The following is a 22,350-nucleotide window of genomic DNA, read 5'->3' as shown; positions in this document are numbered from 1 at the left end:
GAATCGAAGGACTCGCCTGCCGATTGCCGCTCCTTCCAACAGTCTCAGGGCAGGTCTTCCAGGGACCCGGAGAACAGCACGAAGGTCTGGGTTTCCAGCCCTCGCCCGCTGTAGAGCGTGCGCGCGGCGGCATTGGCGACCTCGGTGCCGAGCCAGACCGACCCGCAGCCCAGGCTACGCCCCCACGCAGTCAGTTCATCGAGCAGCCGCGTGGCGACGCCCTCACGCCGGCGCGACGGCGCAACCCCAAGGTTGTCGATATAGAGCTCGGCGGGCTGGTCAGGATGCCAGTGAATCATGCCGCGCACCTGGCCGACGACCAGGTCCGCGGCCAGCGCGATGACCATCAGGTGTCCAGGCGCCGCCAGATAGGCCACCAGTTGAGCGGAATCGATGGGGGCGTCGAAGACGTCATCCGCCACGCACGACAGCAGCCCCGCCTGGGGCATCCCGACGCGGACGATCAGGGTTTCCACTTTGCGTTGCTGCATGCGATCCATCCCAAACCCGGTCCATCGCCCGGCACGTCCTGCGGTGGCCGCTCACGGCGCCGCTCACTCCACAGGATAGCTCGCCACCTCGATCAGGTTGCCATCCGGGTCGCGGCAGTAGACCGACGTCATCGGCCCCAACGCGCCGGTGCGCTGCGCCGGGCCCGCTTCCACCGGCACCTTGTGGGCGAGGAAGTGCGCGAGGACTTCCTTCGGCGGCATCCGGGTGACGAAGCACAGGTCATCGCTGCCCGATGTGGGATGCACGCCGGTGAACCACGCCACGGTGTCCTCGCCCACGGGCCGCAGGTTGATCTTCTGGTGTCCGAACTTTACCGATACGCGCGTGCCGGTGCGCGATGCAAAGTCTTCGCGCCGCATGCCGAGCACCTGTTCATACCAGGCGGCGCTGGTCTCCACGTCTTTCACGTTGAGAACGATGTGATCAATACGGTCGATCGCCAGAGTCATGTCGGGGCTTCCTGTCTGCGGTGGGGAGGGCACGAGGGGAAAAGCCTGCGGGGAAAAATGTCGTCCCCGTGTGCGCCCGGGGGCGCGCCAGCGACACTGTACACCCCGAGTGATCCCTACGCTTGCGTATAATCCGGGCTTTCGCGGTCAACTCGCCAGACGGCCAACCGACCGCCTCAATCCGGCCCGCGTACCGACTTCTGAAGTCACTGGCCAACTCTCGCGGAAGTGGATCGCCATCGCGCGCCATCGCTTCCTTGTGTTCGTCCCAGGCGCGCCGCGCCGTCCGGCATTCGATTGTCGCCACCCCGTCTCATCACGCGGTGCCATCACGACAATCTGCATTCCTTGCCGCATCACCGGCGCTGCCCGATCAATCGCCACGACACGCCATGAGCAAACTCCCCAGGCTCGCCCTGAGCCTTGTGCTGGTTGCACTGTTTCATCTCACGCCAGCCACGCTACCCGCCGCCGTTGCCGCCGAATCCGCATCGGACGCCGACGCCCCGCAAGCCGTCACCCTGACGCACAACGAGGCCGTCGGCGAACTCAAGCGCCTGCAGACCGAGCAGGACCAGATCAAGCAACTGGCCGCGAGCCACTCGGGCAACGCCCGGCTCGAAGGGCTCGACGATGACCTCAAGCACCTCGCCACCGATGTCGACAAGCTCACGGCCACGCTGACAGCCCAGCGTGCGCAGTTGCAGGCACAGCTCGATGTGCTCGGCCCGCCGCCCGAAACCGGCACGGCCAAGGAAGCGCCTGCCGTGGTGCAGAAACGCGCCGGGCTGAATGCGCGCCGGACGCAACTCGATGGCGAACTGAAACAGGCCGCCGACAGCAAAGACAACATCGACAACCTGAAGGATCAGCTGGCCAAGTTGCAGCGCAGCCAGATCAAGGACCAGCTGGCCCTGCGCTCGGAAAGCATCCTCGCCCCGCAGTTCTGGGAACCGCTGTTCAAGTTGTCGGTGGAAGACCAGGAGCGGCTCGGCTACTTCAGGGATGAAGTGGTGCCGATGCTCGACCTGGCGTGGGAGCCGGGCCAGCGTGCCGTGACGGTCGCGCTGCTGCTGTTGGCGCTGGCGGTCTGGTCGCTGGGCCGGCGCCTGCTCGAGCGCGGACTCGCATGGTTCTGCCTGACGCGGCTGCCGGAAACCCGCATCCGGCGCAGTGCGCTGGCGCTGGCCACGGCACTGACCACGGTCGTCACCACCGCGCTGGCGGTGCACATCGTCTTCATGGCGTTCACGCGCGGCTATGCCCTCTCGCCAGAGCTTCAGGACTTGCAGGGTGTTCTGGCCAAGCTGACGATGACCAGCGCGCTGATCGCCGGCCTCGGGCGTGCGCTGCTGTGCACGCGCCACCCGTCATGGCGGCTGCCCGCGCTGGCGGACCCGGTGGCACTGGCGATGAAGCCGTTCCCGACCATGCTGGCCGGCTTGCTGTTGCTGGCCGGCACGATCGAGCAAATCAACCGCATGGCCGACACCAGCGTGCAGGTCACGCTGCTCGGGCGCGGGCTGGTCTCGCTGGTGGTGGTGCTGACCATCGGCGCCGCGCTGCTGCGCGCCAACCGCGTGCGCACCGAGTTGGCGGCGGCCGGAGAAAGCCCCGAGGCCCGCGCCACGCTGGCTGGCCTGATTCACGCGGGCGTGACGATCGTGGTCATTGCCTCGATGATCGCCCTGCTGGTCGGCTACATCAGCTTTGCCCGCTTCCTGACCTATGAACTGGTCTGGTTCGACATCGTCCTGTGCAGCCTCTACCTGTTGACCCAGCTGACGCGCGATGTCTGCGAGAACCTGTTCTCGTCACATCATCGCAGTGGCCGCGTGATCAAGCAGCTTTTCGGCGTGGGCGACACGCACCTGGAGCAGGTCTCGACGGTGCTCTCGGGCGTCGGCGCCAGCGTGCTGCTGTTGCTGGCCGTGCTCGCGCTGCTGACCGGCGGCTTTGGCACCACGCCGGCCGACCTGCTGAACACCCTGCTGACCGTGCTGGGCGGCGACAAGCTGCGCGCCCTCAACATCATGCCGGACCGCATCCTGAACGCGGTGATCGCGCTGACGGTGGGAATCTGGCTGCTGCGCTCGGTCCGCCGCTGGCTGGATGCGGAATTGCTGCCCAAGCTGTGCGTGGAACCGGGCCTGCGCGCCTCGCTGATCACGCTGTTCAGCAACGTGGGCTATGTGCTGATCGTGCTGCTGACGCTGTCGCTGCTGGGCGTCACATGGGAAAACCTGGCCTGGATCGTCAGTGCGCTGTCGGTGGGGATCGGCTTCGGCCTGCAGGAGATTGTGAAGAACTTCGTGTCGGGCCTGATCCTGCTGACCGAGCGCCCGGTCAAGGTTGGCGACATGGTCAGCATTGCCGGCGTGGAGGGCGACATCCGGCGCATCAACGTGCGCGCGACGGAGATCCAGCTGGGCGACCGCTCCACCGTGATCGTGCCGAACTCGCAGCTGATCTCGCAGAACCTGCGCAACGTGACGATGAGCAACAGCACGCAGGGCGTGGCCACGCTGCAACTCACCTTTCCGCTGAACACCGACCCCGAGCAGGTGCGGGACCTGCTGCTGGAGACCTATCGCGAAAACGAGGCCATTCTCGACATTCCCGCGCCGTCGGTCACCTTCAGCCAGCTGGCGCCGAACGGGATCACACTGAGCGTGACGGGCTACGTGAACAGCCCGCGGATCGCGGCCTCCACCAAGAGCGACCTGCTGTTCGAGATCCTGAAGCAACTGCGCGCGGCCGATATCTCGCTGTCGGTGCCGCAGACGTTGCGGGTGGAGAACATGGCCGCACTGGGCACCTAGTCATGGGCACCTAGCCATGCGGGCGGTCAGCCCTGGCCCGGCGCGTCCCTGAGCGTGGCCTCGACGAAGGCGACGAAGGCCCGGGCCTTCGCGCCGGGCATCCGCCCCGCCGGGAACACGGCCCACAGGTCCACCGCCGGCAGCGTCCATTCCGTCAGCACCGGCCTGACGGCTCCGCTGGCGATCTCAGGGGCGAACATCCATTCGGACGCGATGGCCACGCCCAGATCGCCGAGGACCGCGGCGCGCACGCCCTCCGCCGCCGTCACGCGCAGACGGCCGGAGACTTCCACCGATATCTCCGTGCTGCCATGCCGGAACGCCCAGGTCGTGCCGCCGCCCTGCCGGTCATAGACAATGGCCTGGTGCGATGCCAGGTCCGCGGGCGACATCGGCTCGCCGGCCTGCTCGAAATACCGGGGGCTGCCCAGCACCACGCGGCGGCTCTGCGCGATGCGCCGCGCCGTCATCGACGAATCCCCCAGATTGCCCATCCGCAGGGCCACATCCACGCCCAGCGCCATCAGGTCGACGTTGCCATCTTCCAGCAACACGTCGACGGCGAGCTGCGGATGTTCGGCGAGGAACCGCCCAAGATAGGGCACCACGTGCATGCGGGCGAAAGTGACCGCCGCGCTGACCCGCAGGCGGCCGGTCAGTTGGGCGTCGGCCCCCCTCGCGGCCATTTCCGCTTCCTGCGCGGCCTCGATGGCGCGTCTGGCGTGTTCATAGAAACGCGTGCCGGCCTCCGTCGGCGTCAGCCCACGGGTCGACCGGATCAACAGGCGCACGCCGAGTTGTTCCTCCAGTTGGGCGACGGTCTTCGACACGGCTGGCTGGCCGACTTCCAGCAGGCGCGCCGCCCCGGAGAAGGACCCGGCCTCGACCACGGCCACCAGCGTTTCCATCGCCACCATCTTGTCCAAGTCCTGTCTCCCGGTCTTTTTCCTGCCACCAGCGGACGCGGCGCGGCAGGCACACAGTCTACCGCCGCCGGTATCCGGGCCGCGCCATTCCGGCCGGGAATAACTCTTAGTCCCCCGCACCGTCTACTGCCATCCCGCGCGACTCCCTACTCTTCCTTCCAAGGCGCCCCAGCCGGGGCCCGTCCCAAACAAAGGAAATCATCATGTCTCGCAAACTGGAAGGAAAAATCGCTCTCGTCACCGGTGGCAGCGCCGGCATCGGCCTGGCCACGGCCAGGCGCTTCGCAAACGAAGGCGCCCGCGTGTTCATCACCGGCCGCCGCCAGACGGAACTCGACAAGGCTGTGGCGGAAATCGGCCACGGCGCCATCGGCATCCAGGCCGACGCCGGCAAGCTCGCCGACCTGGACCGCGTCTACGCCGAGATCCGGGCCAAGGCAGGCCGCCTCGACGTGTTGTTCGCCAATGCAGGCTTCTACGAACTCGGCACCTTTGGCGAGATCACCGAGGAACACTTCGACAAGACGTTCGACACCAACGTGCGCGGCACGCTCTTCACGGTGCAGAAGGCCCTGCCGCTGCTGGTGAACGGCGCGTCGGTCATCCTGACGGGCTCCATCGCCTCGCTCAAGGGCTTCCCGTCATTCTCCGTCTACAACGCGACCAAGGCGGCCATCCGGTCGTTCGCCCGCAGCTGGATCGTCGACCTGAAGCCGCGCAGCATCCGCGTCAACGTCCTGTCGCCGGGCCATACGCAGACGCCGGGGCTCGACGGCCTGCTGGACGAGGAAACCAAGGCCGCGCTCGCCGCCAATACGCCGGCCGGCCGCCTGGGCACCGGCGACGACCTAGCGAAGGCCGCGCTGTTCCTGGCCTCCGACGATAGCGCCTTCATCTCCGGCATCGAGTTGTTTGTCGATGGCGGCGTGGCACAGGTCTGAGCCCGCCATCCGCCGAAGAGAGAGGAACAGCCATGTCGCTGCAAGACAAACTCGACGCCTTCAAGGCCGACTTCCGCGCGGGCAAGGCGCCCTACTTCGCGCCGCCGGAGATCCACCCGATCATGCAACGCGCGACGGAAGCCCTAATTGCCTCAGGGCAGGCGGCGCGCGCGCTGGCCGCCGGCGACCGCGCGCCAACGTTTGCGCTGACGGACGCCAGCGGCCAGCTGGTGGCATCGGAGGTGCTGCTGACCCAGGGCCCGCTCGTCATCAGCTTCTACCGTGGGGTCTGGTGCCCGTACTGCAACATCGAGCTCCAGGCGCTGCAGGAAGTGCTGGGGCCGATTCGGGAGCTGGGGGCGAATCTCGTCGCCATCTCCCCGCAGAACGCGGTCAACAGCCGCAAGGCCGTGCGCGTCAACCAGCTGGAATTTCCGATCCTCAGCGACACGCGCAACAGCGTCGCGGCGGCCTTCGGGCTTCGCTTTGCGCTGCCGCCCGAACTGATCGACCTGTACAAGGTGCTCGGGAACAACCTGCCCGCCTTCAATGGCGACGAAAGCTGGACGTTGCCGATGCCGGCCCGGTACGTGATCGGCCAGGACGGCACGATCCTCTATGCGGAGGTGAATCCGGACTACACGTTCCGCCCGGACCCGACCGAGCTGCTGCCGGTGCTGCGCCGCGCACAGGGCGTGCAGGCTGTGCAGGGGGCCAGGTAGGGCACGGCGGCATGTTGCCGTGAAGGGCTGCCGTGGAGGGCCACCGGCCATGGGCTGGCGGCCCTTCGACCTCAGCCGCCGTCAAGACACCGGCGTACGTCCGCGGCCAGCCGGTCGGCCTCACCGTCCTTCAGGGCCGAAACCGTGATGCGGATGGCATGGATCGGCGTGTGCACCGCAAACGCCTGGGCGCTGCGGACCAGCCAGCCCCGTCTGGCCAGGCTGTGCGCCAGCGCCGTGGCATCCATCTCCACCGGAAGCCAGACGTTGAAGCCATCGGCAAGCGGCGGCACCGGAATATTCCGGCTGCGCAGCGCATCGGCAAGCTCGTTGCGGCGGCGCGTGTACTGCGCCTTGGCCTCGCCGATGATCGTCGCCACCTCCGGCGATGTCAGGCACGCGCCCACGATGTCCTGCAGCAAATGGCTGACCCAGGTCATCCCGGGCGCAAGCCTCGCACGCAGGCGGTCCGACGTCGCGGTATCCGACGCGACAAACGCGACGCGCAGGTCCGGCCCCAGCGCCTTCGACATGGACCGAATCAGCGCCCATCGCCATGTCGACGCCGGGATGACGCTGGCATAAAGCGTGTCCGCGAGCAGCGCGAAATGGTCGTCGGCGATGACCAGCACGTTCGGAAACTTCGCCAGCACCGCGCGCAACGCGTCGGCACGCGCCGCGCTCAGGCTGCAGCCGGTCGGGTTCTGCGCGCGCGGCGTGATCAGCACCGCCTGCGCCCCTGCCGACAACACCCGCTCCAGCGACTCGGGGCGCATCCCTTCCGCATCGGTCTCGACGCCAATCGCATGCATGCCGGCCAGCCGCAGGGCATTGATGGTGCCGAGAAAGCAGGGGTCCTCGACGGCGACGCCGTCGCCCGTGACCAGATGGACGGCCACCAGCCGCTCGATCGCATCCACGGCGCCATGCGTCATGTCGATCCGATAGCCGGCGGGGCAGTCGGGGTCGAACCACCGGCGCGCCAGCGTTTCCAGGGCGTCGCTGACCGTCGGCTCGCCATACAGCCGGGGCCGATAGTCGTCGCGCGCCAGCAGGCGGGTCGGATCGGGCAGCCAGTCGGGATTGGGATTGCCGCTGGCCAGGTCCGCCAGCGGGGAATCGAAGCTCTGCCCCTCCTGTTCGCCGGGCGCGTTCTGGTCGGCGATGGTCGTGCCCAGCCGCCCTTGCGCCCGCGCCAGCCCGGTTGCCGTCAACCGCTTGTAGGCGGCGGCGACGGTGTTCCGATTGACTTCCAGCGCCGCCGCCAAATCCCGTACCGGAGGCAACACGGCCCCCGGCGGCAGCTTGCCGGTTTGCACCTGCAAGCGAATGCTGTCGAAGATCTCTGCCGCGGATTTTCCCGTGATCGTCATTTTGTCCTATGACAAACTTCATGTTCGCACTATGATGATAGTACATAGCGCATGGCCGCAGCGTGCGCATCACAATCCGCCCGAATCCCCCAACAGGAAACGACAGATGTACGCCCCATCGTTTTTTCAGGAAACCCGTGTCGACGAGATCCACCGGGTCATCACCGGTCATCCGCTTGGCGCGCTGGTCACGCATGGACCGAACGGTCTCGACGCCACGCATCTGCCCTTCGAATTCGAGGCGGCGGCGGGCCCTCACGGCATGCTGCTGGCCCACGTCGCGCGCGGCAATCCGGTCTGGAAAAGCTGCCAGGACGGTCAGGACGTGATGGTGATCTTCCAGGGGGCCGAGGCGTATGTGTCGCCCAACTGGTATCCCAGCAAGCATGAGACCCACCAGCAGGTGCCGACCTGGAACTACCAGGTCGTCCACGTCCACGGCCGCATCCGGATCCGGGACGACAAGGACGCCGTCCGCCAGATCGTCACGCGGCTGACGCGGACGCATGAGGCACGTGCCACCGCCGACGGCTCCCGGCCCTGGTCGCTGAACGACGCGCCCGAGGCCTACATCGACAAGATGCTGGGCGCCATCGTCGGCATCGAGGTGGAAATCGACCGCATCGTCGCCGTCTCCAAGGCCAACCAGAACAAGGACGAGCGGGACCGGCACGGCGCCCGCGATGCCATGCGCGAACGGGGGCGCAACGACATGGCGGACGTGATCGACAACGGCGTCCCGGGCCGCAGGTAAGCCGGGTGGAGTCCGATGGCCCCTGCATGGGAGAATGCCGCCCAATCCAGCCGGTGCCCGCCTTTAAGTTTCCCTTAAGTCTGCGCGCTTAGATTGAGGGCGTCCCACAACCGAATCAGGTGACACGATGACCCCCCAAGAGATGCAAGCGCTCGATAGCTTCCTGACCCAGCTGACGCAAGCCAGGGTGGATGCAAAGGACCCACAGGCCGCATCGCTGATTGCCGAGGCCGTGGCCGGGCAACCGGACGCCGCCTACCTGCTGGTGCAGCGCGCGATGCTGCTCGACCATGCGCTGGCCACCGCCAGGGCACAGATTGCATCGCTGCAAGGTCAGTTGCAGTCGGCACAGGCCAACGGCGCACGCAGTTTCCTCGATGGCGACAATGCATGGGGGGCCAGCGCCGGCCGTACCGCTGCCGGCCCCGGCGGCCCGTCACAGTCGCCAATGTCGATGCCGCCGATGTCGATGCAGACGCCCACTCCGGCGCCAGCCACCTTCCAGCCACCGCCGGCCCAACCCGCCCGCTCCGGTTTCCTCGGCGGCGGCATGGGAAGCACGCTGGGCAGCATCGCGACCACGGCGGCCGGCGTTGCCGGTGGCGCCTTCCTGTTCCAGGGAATCGAGAACCTGTTCCATCGCGGCGGCAACGGCAGCGGCTTCCTCGGGCAGTCGGCGGGCAGCGGCGCGGCGCCGACGGAAACCGTCGTCAACAACTTCTACGGCAACGATGGCGACACCACGCTGGCCAGCCGCGACGGATCGTCCGACAGTGGCTTCGTGGATAGCGGGCTGGACAACGGGCTCGACGATTTCCTGAACGACGATACCTCGACCTTCTAGGCGTCAGGACTCCCGCCATGTGCCCAACCGGGCGCCCGCAGAATGTGCTGCCGGCGCCCGTTTCGCCGTGGCAGCCGGGCAGATGTAGGAATCCGACCGATTGCGCAGGCGCCCCGCACAACGGACCATTCGGAAAGCGCAATACGAGATTCGCCATACGACGGCCCGATCCGGGCGGGGACGCACACCATGAAGACCTTCCACTGCAGTCGCTGCGGCAATCTGGTGTTCTTCGAGAACGTCACATGCGAACGCTGCAACGCGACCCTCGGCTTCATTCCCGGCATCTCGCAGATCGCGGCCTTCGAGGGCAGCGACGCCAGCGGATGGAAGAGCCTGCATCCCGACACCGCCGGCGCCATGTTCAGGCGCTGCCATAACTACCAGGTGGAGGCGGTCTGCAACTGGATGGTGCCGGCGGAGGATGCCGGCTCGATGTGCGAGGCCTGCAGTCTCACCCACTCAATTCCTGACCTGACCATTCCCGAAAACCGCTTCTACTGGTACCGGCTGGAGTCCGCCAAACGGCGCCTGCTGTACACGCTGCTGGCGCTCAACCTGCCCGTGGTGTCCCGCGACGACGATCCGGATGCCGGGCTGCAGTTCGACTTCCTGGCCGACGAGGATGCGCACAGCCCGGTGCTGACCGGCCACGACAATGGCCGCATCGTCATCAACGTGGCCGAGGCCGATGACGCGCACCGCGAGCAGACCCGCGCATCGATGCAGGAGCCGTACCGCACGCTGCTCGGGCACTTCCGGCACGAGGTCGGCCACTTCTACTTCAGCCGGCTGATCGCCAACACCCCGTGGATCGAACCGTTTCGCAAGGTGTTCGGCGGCGAGTGGGCGGACTATGCCAGCGCCTTGCAGTGGCACTATGACTACGGCCCGCCAGCGGACTGGCAGTCGTCCTATGTCAGCGCCTACGCCACCATGCATCCGTGGGAAGACTGGGCCGAGACATGGGCCCACTACCTGCACATCGTCGATACGCTCGACACCGCCGTGTCATGCGGGCTGGTGCTCAGGCCCGACAGCCCGCAGGAACCGACGCTGACCGATCAGACACCGGTGGAGGACGCCAGCTTCCGCAGCCTGATGAACCGCTGGTTTCCGCTGACCTATGTGCTGAACAGCCTGAACCGCAGCCTGGGCGCGCCGGACAGCTATCCGTTTGCGCTGTCGCCACCGGTCGTGGCGAAGCTGGAATTCGTCCACCGCGTCATCGAGTCCGCCGCACAGGCGCGCAACCGCGACACACACCCCCGCGCCCCGGCTTCCGACACGACTTCCGACCCTACGCCGGCTTCCAACCCTAGGCCAAAACCCTAGCCTCGCGGCGATTCGCGTCGAGCAGCGACCACGCGTAGACCAGCAGCCCGCCGAGCGCCAGCAGCAGCCCGACCCAGCCGGTCGACGTCCACCCGAGACCGGCCGCGACAGTCACGCCGCCGAGCCATGCCCCGAGCGCGTTGGCCATGTTGAAGGCCGAGTGATTGAGCGCCGCGGCCAGCGTCTGCGCGTCGCCGGCGACGTCCATCAGCCGGATCTGCAAGGCCGGCCCGAGCGCGACCGCGGTGCCGACCAGCAGCACGTTGACCGACGCCAGCCATGGATGTGGCGCCGTGAAGACAAAGGCGCCAAGCACCAGCGCCGACCACACGAGCACGCCGCCAATCGTCGGCATCAGCGCCTTGTCGGCGAGCCTGGCGCCCGCCAGGTTGCCCGCCACCATGCCGACGCCGAACAGCGCCAGCACCACCGGGATGCCGCTGGCCGGCATCTGCGCCAGTTCCAGCATGGTCGGCTTGATGTAGCTGAACACGGCAAACATGCCGCCAAAGCCGATCGCCCCGATGCCCAGCGTCAGCCAGACCTGCTTGCGGGCCAGCGCCGACAGCTCGCGCAGCGGGCTGGCATGACGGTCCGCCGGGATGAACGGCACCCAGCGCCAGACCAGCAGCACCGTCAGCACGCCGATAGCCCCCACGATCACGAACGCCGCGCGCCATCCCAGCCAGGTGCCGATGGTGGCCGCGATCGGCACGCCAACCAGCGTCGCCACCGTCAGCCCCAGCATGACCAGCCCCACCGCCTGCGCGCGACGCTCGCGCGCAACCAGCCCGGCGGCGACCAGCGCCGCCACGCCGAAGTACGTGCCGTGCGGAAAGCCGGTCAGCAGCCGCGCCACGATCATCAACGCATACGATGGCGCCAGCGCGCTGGCGAAATTTCCCAGGGCGAAGACGCTCATCAGCGCGATCAGCAGTTTGCGCCGCGGCCAGCGCGCGCCAAGCACCGCCAGCAGCGGCGCGCCGATGACCACGCCCAGTGCGTAGGCGCTGATCAGGTGCCCGGCTTCGGGAATCGAAATGGCAAGGTCGCGCGCCGCGTCGGGCAGCAACCCCATGATGACGAACTCCCCGGTGCCGATGGCGAAGCTGCCCACGCCCAGGGCCAGCAAGGCGCGGCGGTCCGCCGTGCGGCTGCGCGCCGCGGCAGCCGTGCGGCCGGCGGTAAGATCGGTGGCGCGATGGCCGGGGGAGTCGGAGGAAACAGGGGCGTCGGAAAAATCGGGAAGGTCTGGGTTTCCGTATGGAGCGGTCATGACGAGAGAAATCGCAAGGCTTGTTCTACGAATCGCCGCTCACTGGCGGGCAGGATCTGTGTCCTGCCTCAGGGGCTCCAGCGTGCTCCGGTGCGGCGCGAAGCGCGATATTGTGAAGCAAAACGGCCAAACCCGCAGACGGCGGCTCCGTCGGGCCATCAGGCCGCCAGGCACGGCCGGCATAGCGCCGTGGATACCCGCGAGCCATCGACGGCTCCATCAACGCGTCCATCGGCGCCCCCTTTCAACGCGCGATTCAACACGTCCCCGCCGCGCATTCATGCGGCGCAAATCGATCATGTGGGCTAGCTCACAAAGCGCTTGTTTGAACCTTTACGACGAGCTTTCTACCCCCCTTTCACCGATCTATGCTGAAGACATCGGACGCTTGGTGACACGCCGTCACGAGGGTCCGAGAATCGCTTGCAGGAGCGGTCATGACATCGCGTAGCTTGCTGTTAATCGCCACCATTGGATTCGTCTGGGCGGGGCCGGCACCGGCCGCCGGATGCCAGTACGACATGCAATGCAAAGGGGAACGGATCTGCCAACAAGGCCAGTGCGTCGCCGCCGATTCGGATGACGGCGCCGAAGCGCCAGTGCAGAAACTCGCCCCCTCCACCAAAGCCTCGGCGCCGGCAAGACTCTGCTGCACCGTAGCCGGAAAGCTGAAGCTCATTCCGTCGCAGTCTGGCGACGCGAGCCTGGCCGTGGGCGACAACTGCCAGGGCGCAACCAGCTCCGGCAAGCCGGTACCGGGCACGATCTGCAACTAGGCGAAGCGCCCGCTCGCCGGCAGCTGGCCATGCAGCCGCCGGCAAGACGGGTTTCTTCGGGACTCGGGCTCCGGGTTTCGGGCTTCGCGCATCGGGCAGGGACTGCATGACCTTCAGTGGTCACGGAGGTCCCATTACCTGTCGCTCACCGGAATCCCGAGTCAACTGTAGCGGGCCGCCTTGCCGCACAGCCTGCGGGAAGTATGTCGCCCTGTTTCACGTGGCAGCCAGTCGGCGGCATCGGGCAAGACACCGGCAACGCAGCCGGGCACGTCACGCGCCAATGCACATCGGCGCGCCCTTCCCCGCGCAACAAGGCGGGCAACGGGGGGCAACGACGCGTGCCACATCCCATGTAACACCGCGACATGTTTTCGACCGCGATGAATCGGTGCCTCCGACCTATAGTTCGTCCCGTCGCCACGCCACGGTGCGTGACACGAGTCGAACCAGGAAGGACATCCGATGAAGCCCCGTTACCCCCTTGCAGCGACCGCCTCGCTGATCCTCCTCGCCAGCACCCCGGCCTTCGCAGGCTGGACCGGCCACGGCACGGCCTACACCTCGCACGGCGTCTACCAGGGCGCGCATGCCGGCGCATGCGGCGGCGGTAGCTGCTCGCACGCCGGCGGCGTCGTCGGTCCCTACGGCGGACTCGCGACCAACACCGGCACGGTGACCCGCAACGCCCCGGGACAATTTTCGAACTCGGGCACGGCAATCGGGCCGAACGGCCGATCCGTGCCGCACGACGGCAGCACGAGCTGCGCAAGCGGCACGTGCTCGCACACCGGCGATCTCACCGGACCGAATGGCCAGACCGCCTCCACCGCCGGCAGCGTGTCGCGCGAAGGCCCGGGCCAGTACACGTCATCGGGCACGATCACTGGCGCCAGCGGCAACACCGTCAGCCACACGGCGTCGACAACGTGCGCGGGATCGACGTGTGCCCGCTCGGGCACCGTGACCGGCGCCGACGGCGGCACCGTATCCCATTCCGGCAGCGCAACCAGCGTGGCGCCGGGCGTCGTGACGACGGGCAGCGGCACCACGGTGGTCCATGGCGGCACGGTGACGAGCGGCAGCACCACGGTCGTCCACGGCAGCACGGTGGCTGGCGGCACGACCGTCGTGCAAGGCGGCACCGTGGTTGCCGGAGGCACGGTGACGACCGCGGGCGCCACGGTTGCGGTGGGGACCGCGCCAGTGGTCATCACGCCCGTGCCGGTCGGCTACGTACCGCCCGCGCCTCCGCCCCCGCCGCCGGTGACCTACATCCCGCCGCCCCCGCCGAAAGCGGTCTACATCGCGCCGCCGAAGGTCGTCTACGTCACCCCGCCGCCCCCGCCGCGCGTCGTGTACGTGACGCCGGTCCCGCGCGCCATCTACGTCGCTCCGCGTCCGGTCTATGTGGCGCCGCCGCCTCGCGCAGCCATCTGGGTGCCGGGACACTGGACCCCGGTCGGATGGGTGCCCGCGCACTGGGCATGACGGCGGATCGGCATCGAGACCTGCATCGCGATCTGCATCCACGCCCTGGCCGGCGAAGGTCGGCCACCTTGCGGAACCCATCATGAAGCGGATGATCGCCGTGCTTATCTTGTGTATTGTTTCGGCAGGTGCGTCTGCATTCATGGGGCAGCAGTCGATGACGCACTGACCAGCGGATTTCGCCGGAGACGCCACATGGAGCAGGTGAACAGGATTATCGTGCTCGATGACGAAGCCGAGCTGCGCAACATGCTGCAACGGTTCCTGACCGGGCACGGCTTTCAGGTACGCGTGGTCGCGGACGGCAAGCAACTTGACCGCTACCTGCACCGCGAGCCCCACGACCTCCTCGTGCTGGACCTGATGATGGAGCCGGAAGACGGCCTGACCATTTGCCGCCGCCTGCGCGCCGAAGGCCAGACGCTACCCATCCTGATGCTGACCGCGAAGGGCGATCCGGTCGACCGCGTGGCCGGGCTCGAGACCGGCGCGGACGACTATCTCGCCAAGCCATTCGTCCCGGACGAACTGGTGGCCCGGATCCGCGCGCTGCTGCGTCGGCAAAAGATGGCAGCAGGCGATCCGACCGTGACGTCGCAGACCTTGCGCTTCGGCGAGTTCCGGTTCGATGTCGGAAAGCAGACCCTGTTTCGGGGCGACGCACCAGTCGAGGTGCATTCCGCGCAGATGCTGCTGCTGCACGCGCTGGGCTCCTCGCCAAACCGGCCGGTCAGCCGCGATAACCTGCTCGCACGGGCCCGGGGCCGCGATCACGCGGCGCTCGATCGAAGCATCGACGTACAGATCCTGCGGCTGCGCCAGATCGTCGAGGACGATCCATCGAAACCACGCTTCATCAAGACCGTGTGGGGCGTCGGCTACATGCTGGTCGCCGGCATCGAGTCGTGATACGGCTCCCGCTCCGATCCCTGCTCGCGCGCAACATCGCCTTGCTGGTGGTGCTGGTGGCGGTGACGCAGGTTTGCTCCCTCACAGTGTTGCTGCATTTTGTGCAGCGCCCTCGCATCGAGCGCGCGGCCTCGATCTTTTCCGACTACGTGAAGACGCTGGACGGTGCACTGTCCACCGTACCGGCTGAAGCGGGCCGCGCCACCGCCGCGCGCCTGGGCGCGCAGACGCAGGCGCCCGAACACATCGACGCGGACACCGATCCGAGCCCGATGCACCTGTTCCGCACCTATCAGCGCAACGTTTTCCTGGAGGCCTTGCAGCGCCACCTTCCGCCGGACATGCCGGTACGCTGGCAGAGCGGCGACGAAGAGCGGCTGTGGATTCGCGTGCATGTTGCCGGCACCCCCGCCTGGATCGCCCTGCCGATGGCGGAGGTCGCACAGACCAGCGGCATCACGGCCGCCCTCGTGCTGTCGACGGCGCTTGCGCTGCTCGCGGCGCTGACGGGCTACCTGATCCAGCTCCATATCAACCGCCCGCTGCAGGACCTGGCGCGCGCCGCGCGCAACGTTTGCGCTGGCGAAGCGCCGCCTGCACTTCCCACCGATGGCCCGACGGAAATCGCGCAGGTCAGCGGCGCCTTCAACCAGATGACGCAGGCCCTGAAGCAGGCCGAAACCACGCGCGCCCTGATGCTGGCCGGCGTATCCCACGATATTCGCACGCCACTCACCAAGCTCCGCCTGGCGATGGCGATGTCCATTCCACGCGGCGCGGACGACACCTTCGTGGCATCGGCGGAGGGGTATCTCGACCAGATCGATACGATTCTCCAGCAGTTCATGGACTATGCCGGCAGCGGCGAGCGCGAGGTGCCGCTGCCCGGCGACCTCAATGCGCTGATCCGCCAGCTTGCATCGGACTTCGCAGGACTCGGGCACGACTTCGCGTTGTCGCTCGGCGATCTGCCGGCGATCCCGTTCCGGCCGGTCAGCATGATGCGGTTGCTGATGAACCTGATGCAGAACGCGGTGATCTACGGGCGCACGGGCTTCTTCGCGCACACCTGGACGGACGGCCCCACGGCCTATGTCGCGATCTGCGACCGGGGCAGCGGCATCAGCGTGGCGGAAATCGAGCAGCTCACGGCGCCCTTCAGCCGGGGTGGCAATGCGCGCGGGCATTCGGGCGGCACCGGGCTCGGACTGGCCATCGTCGACCGCATCGCACGCCTGCACGGCGGGTCCCTGCAATTCCGCGCGCGCGAAGGCGGGGGACTCGAAGCCGTGGTGGCATTGCCGCTGGCCCGCGCCACCGGCGCGTAACCCCGGGCCCGGCCTCCGCGGCGGCGCCTCCGCGCATGCCATCGCGCATGACATCGCGCGAAATAATTCCTGCGTGGCGCCCCGGGCGTCCACCTCCCATACTTCCGTCTGCGTGTTGCGGCTCCCCCGAAAGCAAGCGAAAGCCCCTCACCAAAGACGTGCGCTCCGATGGCTTCTGATCCTGTGGGTCGATGATTGTCGGTGACAACATCCTCGACCATTGACGGCACCCAGTGCCACGAAAGGAATCAACATGCGGATCTCACTCAAACTCCTCGCTGACAACACCATGCGTCTGGCTATCGTGGCAGTGGCCTCGACCTCGTTCCTAATGGCAGGCTGCGCAACCGCCGCCGTCACCGACGTGACCGGCGTGAACCAGGTTCAGCTGGCGCCGCAAGCGCGGGCGGACATCATCTACGTGCAATCCTTCGCGGCCAACCCCGACCAGGTGAAGCTGGATAGCGGCCTGACGCAGAAACTGAAGACGATGGTCGACGGCAATTCCACCGCGAGCGAGCAATCCCAGACAGCGCTCGAGGCGCGCGAACAGGTATCCGATGAAATCGTGCGGCAACTGCAGTCGATGGGACTGAACGCGGTGCGCCTCGATGGCCCCGTGCCGGCAGGCAGCAACGCACTGATCGTCGAAGGCGGCTTCCAGAAGATCGATGAAGGCAAGCGCCGGCGCCGCGTGTTGATCGGCCTGGGCGCCGGCAAGAGCGAGGTCGGTGCCTCGGTCCAGATCCTCTACAAGCCGGCGAACGGCGCGCCGATGCCTGTGCAGAGCTTCACGGCCGATGCCGACAGCGGCCATATTCCCGGTGTGGCGGAAACGGCAGGGGTCGGTGCAGCCGCCGGCCATCTCGCGATGTCCGCTGCGGCCGGCACCGGCGTGCATGGCATGACCGAAGCGAAGCGCGACAGCATCTCCGCCGATGCCAAGCGGCTGGCGGATTCCATCGCCAAGCAGGTGGCCGCCGCCAACACGGCGAACGGCTGGATGTCGCCGCAACGCGGACAGGCCGGAAACGCCTGACCAACGCGCGCTGCCTCTATAGGGGCAGCGCCATCAGCATCACCATGGTGGTCGAGCCATGGAAGCGCGCCCAGAGCGCCGCCCATCGCTCTCTCGCCCGCGCGGACCGCCGCCACCAACCTTCGATGTCCAGCTTGCCCAGCACACGGATCGGCAGGCGCAACCCGGCCGGTACCGCGCGTTTGCAGATCGCCACCTTGCGCACGTAGTGGTCGACCTCCCAGAACCAGCTGGTATGCGCGGGAAAATAGCCGATCGAGCCAGCCTTCAGCGTGTACGTCCGGCCGTGCGCGTCGGTCACGCGGACCTCGCCCTCCAGGATGTAGACGATCTCGTCCACCGTGTAATGCCAGTCGAACGTGCTGCGCGTGCAATCCCAGACGGAGGTGGAAGCAAACCCGTCGAACGTGAGCGAGTGCTCGCCACAGCGCGTCATGGGCTGGCCGCTGTGTAGCCAGTCCGGATTGATGGGGCTGGGCGACATCGTCAGCGCTGCCGCGCTGCAAAATGCCCCCGACGTGGGATCGGCCCTCGGCTGGCTTCCGGGACCGCTGGCAAACGCTCGTTTGATGTGCATCGATAAGTCTCCAGTGTCTGTGAGCGCCAACAAAGGATAGGTAAGCGACTTGCCCTGGCTCGGTGCGGCACCGAACGGAGGTCGACGTGCCCCACCCGTCGCCGGCGTGGAGCGCGAGCCACTCCGGCGCCCTGCCGCGAGAGGTCTTCCGCGCACCGCAAGTGCCTGGCGCCACGCCGCCGTGGCAACATCACGGTTCATTCGCCACATCCGTGCCCCGATCCGCGCCAACCGGAGACCTCCGAACCGTCATGCGCATCGTGCCTGGTCCATACCGTCGCCTGCTGCGCGCCGTCATCGCGCCAATCTTCGCCACCGCCCTGCTGGCCGGTTGCGCGCTCCCTCCCCTTGCAAACCGGGCGGAGACGCGCGCGCTCACGGCGGAACAATCCCGCGATACCGATCTCGGGCGCGTACTGGCCCCCGCGCTGGACGCGCATCCGGGCCTGTCGGGCATCCATCCGCTGGTCGACGCGCGCGCGGCGTTCGCGGTACGTGTGCATGCAGCCCGCTCAGCCCAGCGCACGCTCGACGTGCAGTACTACATCTGGCGCGACGACCTGACCGGTACGCTGCTGCTGGAAGCACTGCATGAGGCCGCCGACCGCGGCGTGCGCGTGCGGCTGCTGCTCGACGACAACGGCATTTCCGGGCTGGACGAAACGCTCGCGGCGCTTGACGCACATCCCAATATCGAAGTGCGCCTGTTCAATCCGTTCGTCGTGCGGCACCCGAAGTCCATCGGCTACGTGACCGATTTCCGGCGGCTCAACCGACGGATGCACAACAAGTCCTTCACCGTCGACGCACAGGCCACCATCGTCGGCGGCCGCAACGTGGGAGACGAGTACTTCGGCGCCACCGATGGCGTGCTGTTTGCCGACCTCGACGTGCTGGCCGTGGGCCCCATCGCGGCCGATGTCGAGCACGACTTCGACCGCTACTGGGCCAGCGAGAGTGCCTATCCCGTGACCAGCATCGTCCCGGCCGTCGACGCCGCCCGCCTCGACGAACTGGCGCACAAGGCCGCCAGCGTGGAGCGCGACCCGGCTGCGGCCGCCTATATGGATGCGCTGCGAGGGTTGCCCGTGGTGCGCCAGATGCTCGATGGCAGCCTGCCGTTCGAGTGGGCCGCCACGCGGATCGTCAGCGACGACCCGGGCAAGATCCTGGGCGCCGCGCCGAAGGAGGCACTGATTGGCCACCAGTTGCGCGAGATCATCGGCACGCCCGAGCGCGAACTGGACCTGATATCGCCCTACTTCGTCCCAACGGCGGCCGGCGCCGCGACGTTCACCGAACTCGCGGGCCAAGGCGTCACCGTGCGCGTGCTGACCAATGCCCTGGAGGCGACCGACGTCACTGCCGTGCACTCAGGCTACGCCCGGCGCCGCAAGGCGCTGCTCGAGGGCGGCGTTCACCTGTACGAACTGCGCCGCAGCGCCACGCCAGCCGACAGCGGCGGCAAGCGCGATGAGCGGGGCGGCACTGTCGGCAGTTCCGGCTCCAGCCTCCATGCAAAGACCTTTGCGGTGGACGCGGCCCGCGTATTCGTGGGCTCCTTCAACTTCGACCCGCGCTCCGCCAACCTGAACACCGAACTGGGCTTTGTGATCGCCAGCCCGGTACTCGCGGGCCGTATCGAATCGGCCTTCTCGACGACGGTGCCCGAGAACGCCTACGAGGTCCGGCTCTCGGACACGGGCGAGCTCTACTGGCTGGAGCGGCGCGGCACCGAGACCGTTCGCCACGATACCGAACCCAACACGGGCTGGTTCGGGCGATTCGGCGTCTGGTTCCTTTCCATCCTACCCATCGAGTGGCTGCTGTGACGGACCGGTGACCCGCTGGCCGCCAGTCCCGCAAGTCCCGCATGCCGTCGGCATCGGCGTCGACCGCATGAAGGATTGCCCCTGTCAGGACTCGGGCGCCGGCCGCGCTATCCGCCCAGCCATCTGGCCGGCAGCGTCACCAGCGGAGGAAATGCCACCATCAGGAACATGACCGCGAACTCCGCGATCATGAACGGCACCACGCCGCGCGTCACGTCGTCCATCTTCATGCGCCCCACTCCGGCGACCACGTTGAGCACGGTGCCGACCGGCGGTGTGACCAGCCCGATCGAGTTGTTGATGATGAACATCACGCCGAAGTACACGGGGTCGATCCCGGCTGCCTTGACGACAGGCATCAGCACAGGCGTGAGGATCAGAATGGTCGGCGTCATGTCCATGGCGGTGCCCACGATCATGACCAGCACCATGATCGCCGCCATCAGCACGATCTTGTTGCCCATGAACGGCTGGAGCATCTCCACGACCTTCGACGGCAGGTCCGCCACCGTGATCAGCCAGGCGCTGACCATCGCCGCCGCGATGAGGAACATCACGATGGCACTGGTCTTGGCCGCTGAAACGAAAATCCCGTAGAGCTGTTCAAGCTTCAGCTCGCGGTACACCACGGTCGACACGAATAGCGCGTAGACGGCGGCCACGACCGCAGCCTCCGTCGGCGTGAACACACCCATGCGCAGCCCCACCAGGATGATCACCGGCAACATCAACGCCCACAACGCGTGCCGGAACGCCGCCACGATGTCAGCGCGACTCTTGCGCGGCGGCGGTTCCACGCGCTCGCGCCGCACCATCCATGCCCACGTCAGCCAGAGCGCGCCGCCAATCAGCAGGCCCGGGACGATTGCCGCCAGGAACAGCCTGGAGATCGACACATTGCCCGCGACCCCGAAGATCACCAGGCCGATGCTCGGCGGGATGACCGGGCCGATGACGCCCGTGGCGGCGATCAGGCCGCCCGCGGTTTCCTTCTTGTGCCCCGCACTGACCATCATCGGCAGCAGCAGCGCCGTCAGCGCGGCCGCGTCCGCCACCGCGGAGCCCGAAAGTGCCGACAGCAGGCATCCGGCCATGATGGTGACGTAGCCCAGCCCGCCACGGATATGGCCCACCAGGGCCAGCGCCAGGTCCACGATGCGGCGGGACAAGCCCCCCACGTTCATGATTTCGCCGGCCAGCATGAAGAACGGCACGGCCAGCAGCGGAAAGCTGTCCGCGCCGCCAATCACGTTCTGCGCAAGGATCTGCGGATCGAACATGTCGAGGTGCCACATCAGCGCAACGCCGCTCGCCAGGAGCGCGAACGCGATCGGCATGCCGATCAGCATGGCACCCAGCAACGAGCCGACAAACACGGTGATCGTCATGCGTTTCTCCCGGCGCGCGCTGGCGGGCCAGCTTCGGCATTGTCCCCGGCGTCACCGAGGATCTGTTTCATCTGCACGGATTCCTCGGATTCCTGAATCATGATCAGGTCCTCGTCGGCCAGCCTGCCAGCCAGCACGCGGATCAGGTCCATCGCGATGATGAGCCCGGCCAGGACGGAAAAGACGATGCCCGAGGCGTAGACGACGGCCATCGGGGCGCCCGTGACGGGCGCGGTCACCTCGGCATTGATGACGGCCTGGGCCCAGCTCCCCTTGAGCAGCAGCCAGACGATATAGAGCATCAGCAGTTGCCCCATCACGAGGCACACCTTCTTTCCCAGCGGCGGGAGGCGGCCGACCAGCATGTCCACTCCCAGGTGGCCGCGCTCCTTCAGTGCGACGACGGCACCGAGGAAGGTGAGCCAGATGAACATCCAGCGCGACACTTCCTCGGACACCGTGATCCCCGAGTTGAAGCCATAGCGAAGCAGAACGTTGCCGAACACGAGCACGACCATCGCCGCGAGCAACAGCGCGATCGCCACTTCCAGTATCCGGCAGACGCCGTTGATCAGACCGTCCATGCGATTGCCCTCCGCCGATCGACGGTTCAGGAATGACTCTGGCGGACGATGTCCACCAATCCGCGCAACGCCGCGAGGTAGGAATGAGGCCCGAGGCCCTGCACCGTTCCCCTGACCGCTGGCGAGATGATGGAGTGCGCCCGCCAGGCTTCGCGCGCGGCGATGTTCGACATATGCACTTCCACCGTCGGGAACGGCATGGCCTTGATGGCGTCGTGCAGCGGCACGCCGTGCTGCGTCAGCCCGGCCGGGTTGACCAGTGCCCCCTGGGCGTCATCGATATGCGCGTGCAGGAAGTCGATCAGCGCCCCTTCGTGGTTCGACTGGAGCGTTGCCAGCTCCACGCCCAGCTCCGCCGCGAGCGCCGCCAGGCGATCGTTGATTTCGGCGAGCGTGGTGGTGCCATAGATATGCGGTTCGCGGCGGCCAAACAGGTTCAAGTTGGGGCCATGCAGGACAAGGATCTTCATG

At 67.2% G+C, this 22,350-nt stretch carries 21 protein-coding genes; 12 read left to right on the top strand and 9 right to left on the bottom strand.

Features of this window, described 5'->3' with window-relative positions; translation table 11 throughout:
• Positions 1–44: 44 nt before the first annotated feature.
• Together AC1DOX_RS14210 and AC1DOX_RS14205 are read right to left on the bottom strand one after the other, a co-directional pair.
• The gene (locus AC1DOX_RS14210) at positions 45–491 is read right to left on the bottom strand and encodes a GNAT family N-acetyltransferase (protein WP_441617020.1); all 447 of its coding nucleotides are present in this window, start codon (positions 489–491) and stop codon (positions 45–47) included.
• Positions 492–554: 63 nt separating this feature from the next.
• On the bottom strand, positions 555–962 hold the full coding sequence (locus AC1DOX_RS14205; RefSeq protein WP_441617018.1) for a VOC family protein: 408 nt from the start codon (positions 960–962) through the stop codon (positions 555–557).
• A 392-nt stretch (positions 963–1,354) separates the two neighbouring features.
• Here AC1DOX_RS14205 and AC1DOX_RS14200 point away from each other — a divergent pair, with 392 nt between their 5' ends.
• Positions 1,355–3,784 (top strand): DUF3772 domain-containing protein, encoded by a 2,430-nt coding sequence (locus AC1DOX_RS14200; protein WP_441617016.1) that lies wholly within the window; start codon positions 1,355–1,357, stop codon positions 3,782–3,784.
• 26 nt (positions 3,785–3,810) lie between these two features.
• Here the strand turns inward: AC1DOX_RS14200 and AC1DOX_RS14195 are convergent, their stop codons facing one another.
• Complete coding sequence (locus AC1DOX_RS14195) at positions 3,811–4,710, bottom strand: LysR family transcriptional regulator (protein WP_441617014.1); 900 nt, start codon at positions 4,708–4,710, stop codon at positions 3,811–3,813.
• Positions 4,711–4,913: 203 nt separating this feature from the next.
• Between AC1DOX_RS14195 and AC1DOX_RS14190 the strand changes: the two genes are divergently transcribed.
• Together AC1DOX_RS14190 and AC1DOX_RS14185 are read left to right on the top strand one after the other, a co-directional pair.
• Complete coding sequence (locus AC1DOX_RS14190; protein WP_441617012.1) at positions 4,914–5,651, top strand: glucose 1-dehydrogenase; 738 nt, start codon at positions 4,914–4,916, stop codon at positions 5,649–5,651.
• A gap of 32 nt (positions 5,652–5,683) precedes the next feature.
• Positions 5,684–6,373 (top strand): peroxiredoxin-like family protein, encoded by a 690-nt coding sequence (locus AC1DOX_RS14185; RefSeq protein WP_441617010.1) that lies wholly within the window; start codon positions 5,684–5,686, stop codon positions 6,371–6,373.
• 71 nt (positions 6,374–6,444) lie between these two features.
• Here the strand turns inward: AC1DOX_RS14185 and ptsJ are convergent, their stop codons facing one another.
• Positions 6,445–7,746, bottom strand: coding sequence for a MocR-like B6 salvage transcription factor PtsJ (gene ptsJ / locus AC1DOX_RS14180; protein ID WP_441617008.1), 1,302 nt, complete (start codon positions 7,744–7,746; stop codon positions 6,445–6,447).
• Between the two features lie 106 nt (positions 7,747–7,852).
• On the opposite strand from ptsJ, the gene AC1DOX_RS14175 reads away from it, so the two are divergent.
• The 3 genes from AC1DOX_RS14175 to AC1DOX_RS14165 all read left to right on the top strand — a co-directional run bounded on the left by AC1DOX_RS14175 (position 7,853) and on the right by AC1DOX_RS14165 (position 10,679).
• The gene (locus AC1DOX_RS14175) at positions 7,853–8,500 is read left to right on the top strand and encodes an FMN-binding negative transcriptional regulator (RefSeq protein WP_441617006.1); all 648 of its coding nucleotides are present in this window, start codon (positions 7,853–7,855) and stop codon (positions 8,498–8,500) included.
• A 127-nt stretch (positions 8,501–8,627) separates the two neighbouring features.
• Positions 8,628–9,344: a DUF2076 domain-containing protein gene (locus AC1DOX_RS14170; protein ID WP_441617004.1), complete on the top strand. Its 717-nt coding sequence runs from the start codon at positions 8,628–8,630 to the stop codon at positions 9,342–9,344.
• Positions 9,345–9,533: 189 nt separating this feature from the next.
• Positions 9,534–10,679: a zinc-binding metallopeptidase family protein gene (locus tag AC1DOX_RS14165; RefSeq protein ID WP_441617002.1), complete on the top strand. Its 1,146-nt coding sequence runs from the start codon at positions 9,534–9,536 to the stop codon at positions 10,677–10,679.
• Here AC1DOX_RS14165 and AC1DOX_RS14160 read toward each other — a convergent pair.
• The gene (locus AC1DOX_RS14160; RefSeq protein WP_441617000.1) at positions 10,663–11,955 is read right to left on the bottom strand and encodes an MFS transporter; all 1,293 of its coding nucleotides are present in this window, start codon (positions 11,953–11,955) and stop codon (positions 10,663–10,665) included. The genes AC1DOX_RS14165 and AC1DOX_RS14160 overlap by 17 nt on opposite strands.
• 437 nt (positions 11,956–12,392) lie before the next feature.
• Here AC1DOX_RS14160 and AC1DOX_RS14155 point away from each other — a divergent pair, with 437 nt between their 5' ends.
• The 5 genes from AC1DOX_RS14155 to AC1DOX_RS14135 all read left to right on the top strand — a co-directional run bounded on the left by AC1DOX_RS14155 (position 12,393) and on the right by AC1DOX_RS14135 (position 17,498).
• A complete protein-coding gene (locus tag AC1DOX_RS14155) occupies positions 12,393–12,731 on the top strand; it encodes a hypothetical protein (RefSeq protein WP_092137511.1) in 339 nt (112 codons plus the stop codon).
• Positions 12,732–13,196: 465 nt separating this feature from the next.
• The gene (locus tag AC1DOX_RS14150) at positions 13,197–14,222 is read left to right on the top strand and encodes a hypothetical protein (RefSeq protein ID WP_441616998.1); all 1,026 of its coding nucleotides are present in this window, start codon (positions 13,197–13,199) and stop codon (positions 14,220–14,222) included.
• Between the two features lie 195 nt (positions 14,223–14,417).
• The gene (locus tag AC1DOX_RS14145) at positions 14,418–15,131 is read left to right on the top strand and encodes a response regulator (RefSeq protein ID WP_092137508.1); all 714 of its coding nucleotides are present in this window, start codon (positions 14,418–14,420) and stop codon (positions 15,129–15,131) included.
• Positions 15,131–16,459, top strand: a complete 1,329-nt coding sequence (locus AC1DOX_RS14140; RefSeq protein WP_441617245.1) for an ATP-binding protein — start codon at positions 15,131–15,133, stop codon at positions 16,457–16,459. Before AC1DOX_RS14145 ends, AC1DOX_RS14140 begins: the two co-directional genes overlap by 1 nt.
• A gap of 253 nt (positions 16,460–16,712) precedes the next feature.
• Entirely contained in the window at positions 16,713–17,498 is a 786-nt protein-coding gene (locus tag AC1DOX_RS14135) for a DUF4410 domain-containing protein (protein WP_441616996.1), read from the top strand.
• Positions 17,499–17,514: 16 nt separating this feature from the next.
• On the opposite strand, the gene AC1DOX_RS14130 is transcribed toward AC1DOX_RS14135, so the two are convergent.
• Positions 17,515–18,075: a cupin domain-containing protein gene (locus tag AC1DOX_RS14130; protein WP_441616994.1), complete on the bottom strand. Its 561-nt coding sequence runs from the start codon at positions 18,073–18,075 to the stop codon at positions 17,515–17,517.
• A gap of 251 nt (positions 18,076–18,326) precedes the next feature.
• On the opposite strand from AC1DOX_RS14130, the gene AC1DOX_RS14125 reads away from it, so the two are divergent.
• A complete protein-coding gene (locus tag AC1DOX_RS14125) occupies positions 18,327–19,907 on the top strand; it encodes a phospholipase D family protein (protein ID WP_441616992.1) in 1,581 nt (526 codons plus the stop codon).
• A gap of 107 nt (positions 19,908–20,014) precedes the next feature.
• On the opposite strand, the gene AC1DOX_RS14120 is transcribed toward AC1DOX_RS14125, so the two are convergent.
• From AC1DOX_RS14120 to AC1DOX_RS14110, 3 genes are read right to left on the bottom strand one after another with little or no spacing between them, the layout of a single operon-like run.
• Positions 20,015–21,295: a TRAP transporter large permease gene (locus AC1DOX_RS14120; protein WP_441616990.1), complete on the bottom strand. Its 1,281-nt coding sequence runs from the start codon at positions 21,293–21,295 to the stop codon at positions 20,015–20,017.
• On the bottom strand, positions 21,292–21,879 hold the full coding sequence (locus AC1DOX_RS14115) for a TRAP transporter small permease (RefSeq protein WP_441616988.1): 588 nt from the start codon (positions 21,877–21,879) through the stop codon (positions 21,292–21,294). Before AC1DOX_RS14115 ends, AC1DOX_RS14120 begins: the two co-directional genes overlap by 4 nt.
• Positions 21,880–21,905: 26 nt before the next feature.
• The gene (locus AC1DOX_RS14110; protein WP_441616986.1) at positions 21,906–22,349 is read right to left on the bottom strand and encodes a type II 3-dehydroquinate dehydratase; all 444 of its coding nucleotides are present in this window, start codon (positions 22,347–22,349) and stop codon (positions 21,906–21,908) included.
• Position 22,350 lies beyond the last annotated feature (1 nt).

The sequence above is a fragment of the Cupriavidus sp. 01L415 genome, from assembly GCF_056400065.1.
Note: the sequence above shows the minus strand (reverse complement) of the source record. Positions and strands in the feature narration are given on the sequence as shown.

Bases quoted from the DNA above. Each gene is read 5' to 3' on its own strand.
- AC1DOX_RS14210 (WP_441617020.1), bottom strand. From the start codon at position 491: ATGCAGCAACGCAAAGTGGAAACCCTGATCGTCCGCGTCGGGATGCCC.
- AC1DOX_RS14205 (WP_441617018.1), bottom strand. From the start codon at position 962: ATGACTCTGGCGATCGACCGTATTGATCACATCGTTCTCAACGTGAAA.
- AC1DOX_RS14200 (WP_441617016.1), top strand. From the start codon at position 1,355: ATGAGCAAACTCCCCAGGCTCGCCCTGAGCCTTGTGCTGGTTGCACTG.
- AC1DOX_RS14190 (WP_441617012.1), top strand. From the start codon at position 4,914: ATGTCTCGCAAACTGGAAGGAAAAATCGCTCTCGTCACCGGTGGCAGC.
- AC1DOX_RS14185 (WP_441617010.1), top strand. From the start codon at position 5,684: ATGTCGCTGCAAGACAAACTCGACGCCTTCAAGGCCGACTTCCGCGCG.
- ptsJ (WP_441617008.1), bottom strand. From the start codon at position 7,746: ATGACGATCACGGGAAAATCCGCGGCAGAGATCTTCGACAGCATTCGC.
- AC1DOX_RS14175 (WP_441617006.1), top strand. From the start codon at position 7,853: ATGTACGCCCCATCGTTTTTTCAGGAAACCCGTGTCGACGAGATCCAC.
- AC1DOX_RS14170 (WP_441617004.1), top strand. From the start codon at position 8,628: ATGACCCCCCAAGAGATGCAAGCGCTCGATAGCTTCCTGACCCAGCTG.
- AC1DOX_RS14165 (WP_441617002.1), top strand. From the start codon at position 9,534: ATGAAGACCTTCCACTGCAGTCGCTGCGGCAATCTGGTGTTCTTCGAG.
- AC1DOX_RS14160 (WP_441617000.1), bottom strand. From the start codon at position 11,955: ATGACCGCTCCATACGGAAACCCAGACCTTCCCGATTTTTCCGACGCC.
- AC1DOX_RS14155 (WP_092137511.1), top strand. From the start codon at position 12,393: ATGACATCGCGTAGCTTGCTGTTAATCGCCACCATTGGATTCGTCTGG.
- AC1DOX_RS14150 (WP_441616998.1), top strand. From the start codon at position 13,197: ATGAAGCCCCGTTACCCCCTTGCAGCGACCGCCTCGCTGATCCTCCTC.
- AC1DOX_RS14145 (WP_092137508.1), top strand. From the start codon at position 14,418: ATGGAGCAGGTGAACAGGATTATCGTGCTCGATGACGAAGCCGAGCTG.
- AC1DOX_RS14135 (WP_441616996.1), top strand. From the start codon at position 16,713: ATGCGGATCTCACTCAAACTCCTCGCTGACAACACCATGCGTCTGGCT.
- AC1DOX_RS14130 (WP_441616994.1), bottom strand. From the start codon at position 18,075: ATGCACATCAAACGAGCGTTTGCCAGCGGTCCCGGAAGCCAGCCGAGG.
- AC1DOX_RS14125 (WP_441616992.1), top strand. From the start codon at position 18,327: ATGCGCATCGTGCCTGGTCCATACCGTCGCCTGCTGCGCGCCGTCATC.
- AC1DOX_RS14120 (WP_441616990.1), bottom strand. From the start codon at position 21,295: ATGACGATCACCGTGTTTGTCGGCTCGTTGCTGGGTGCCATGCTGATC.
- AC1DOX_RS14115 (WP_441616988.1), bottom strand. From the start codon at position 21,879: ATGGACGGTCTGATCAACGGCGTCTGCCGGATACTGGAAGTGGCGATC.
- AC1DOX_RS14110 (WP_441616986.1), bottom strand. From the start codon at position 22,349: ATGAAGATCCTTGTCCTGCATGGCCCCAACTTGAACCTGTTTGGCCGC.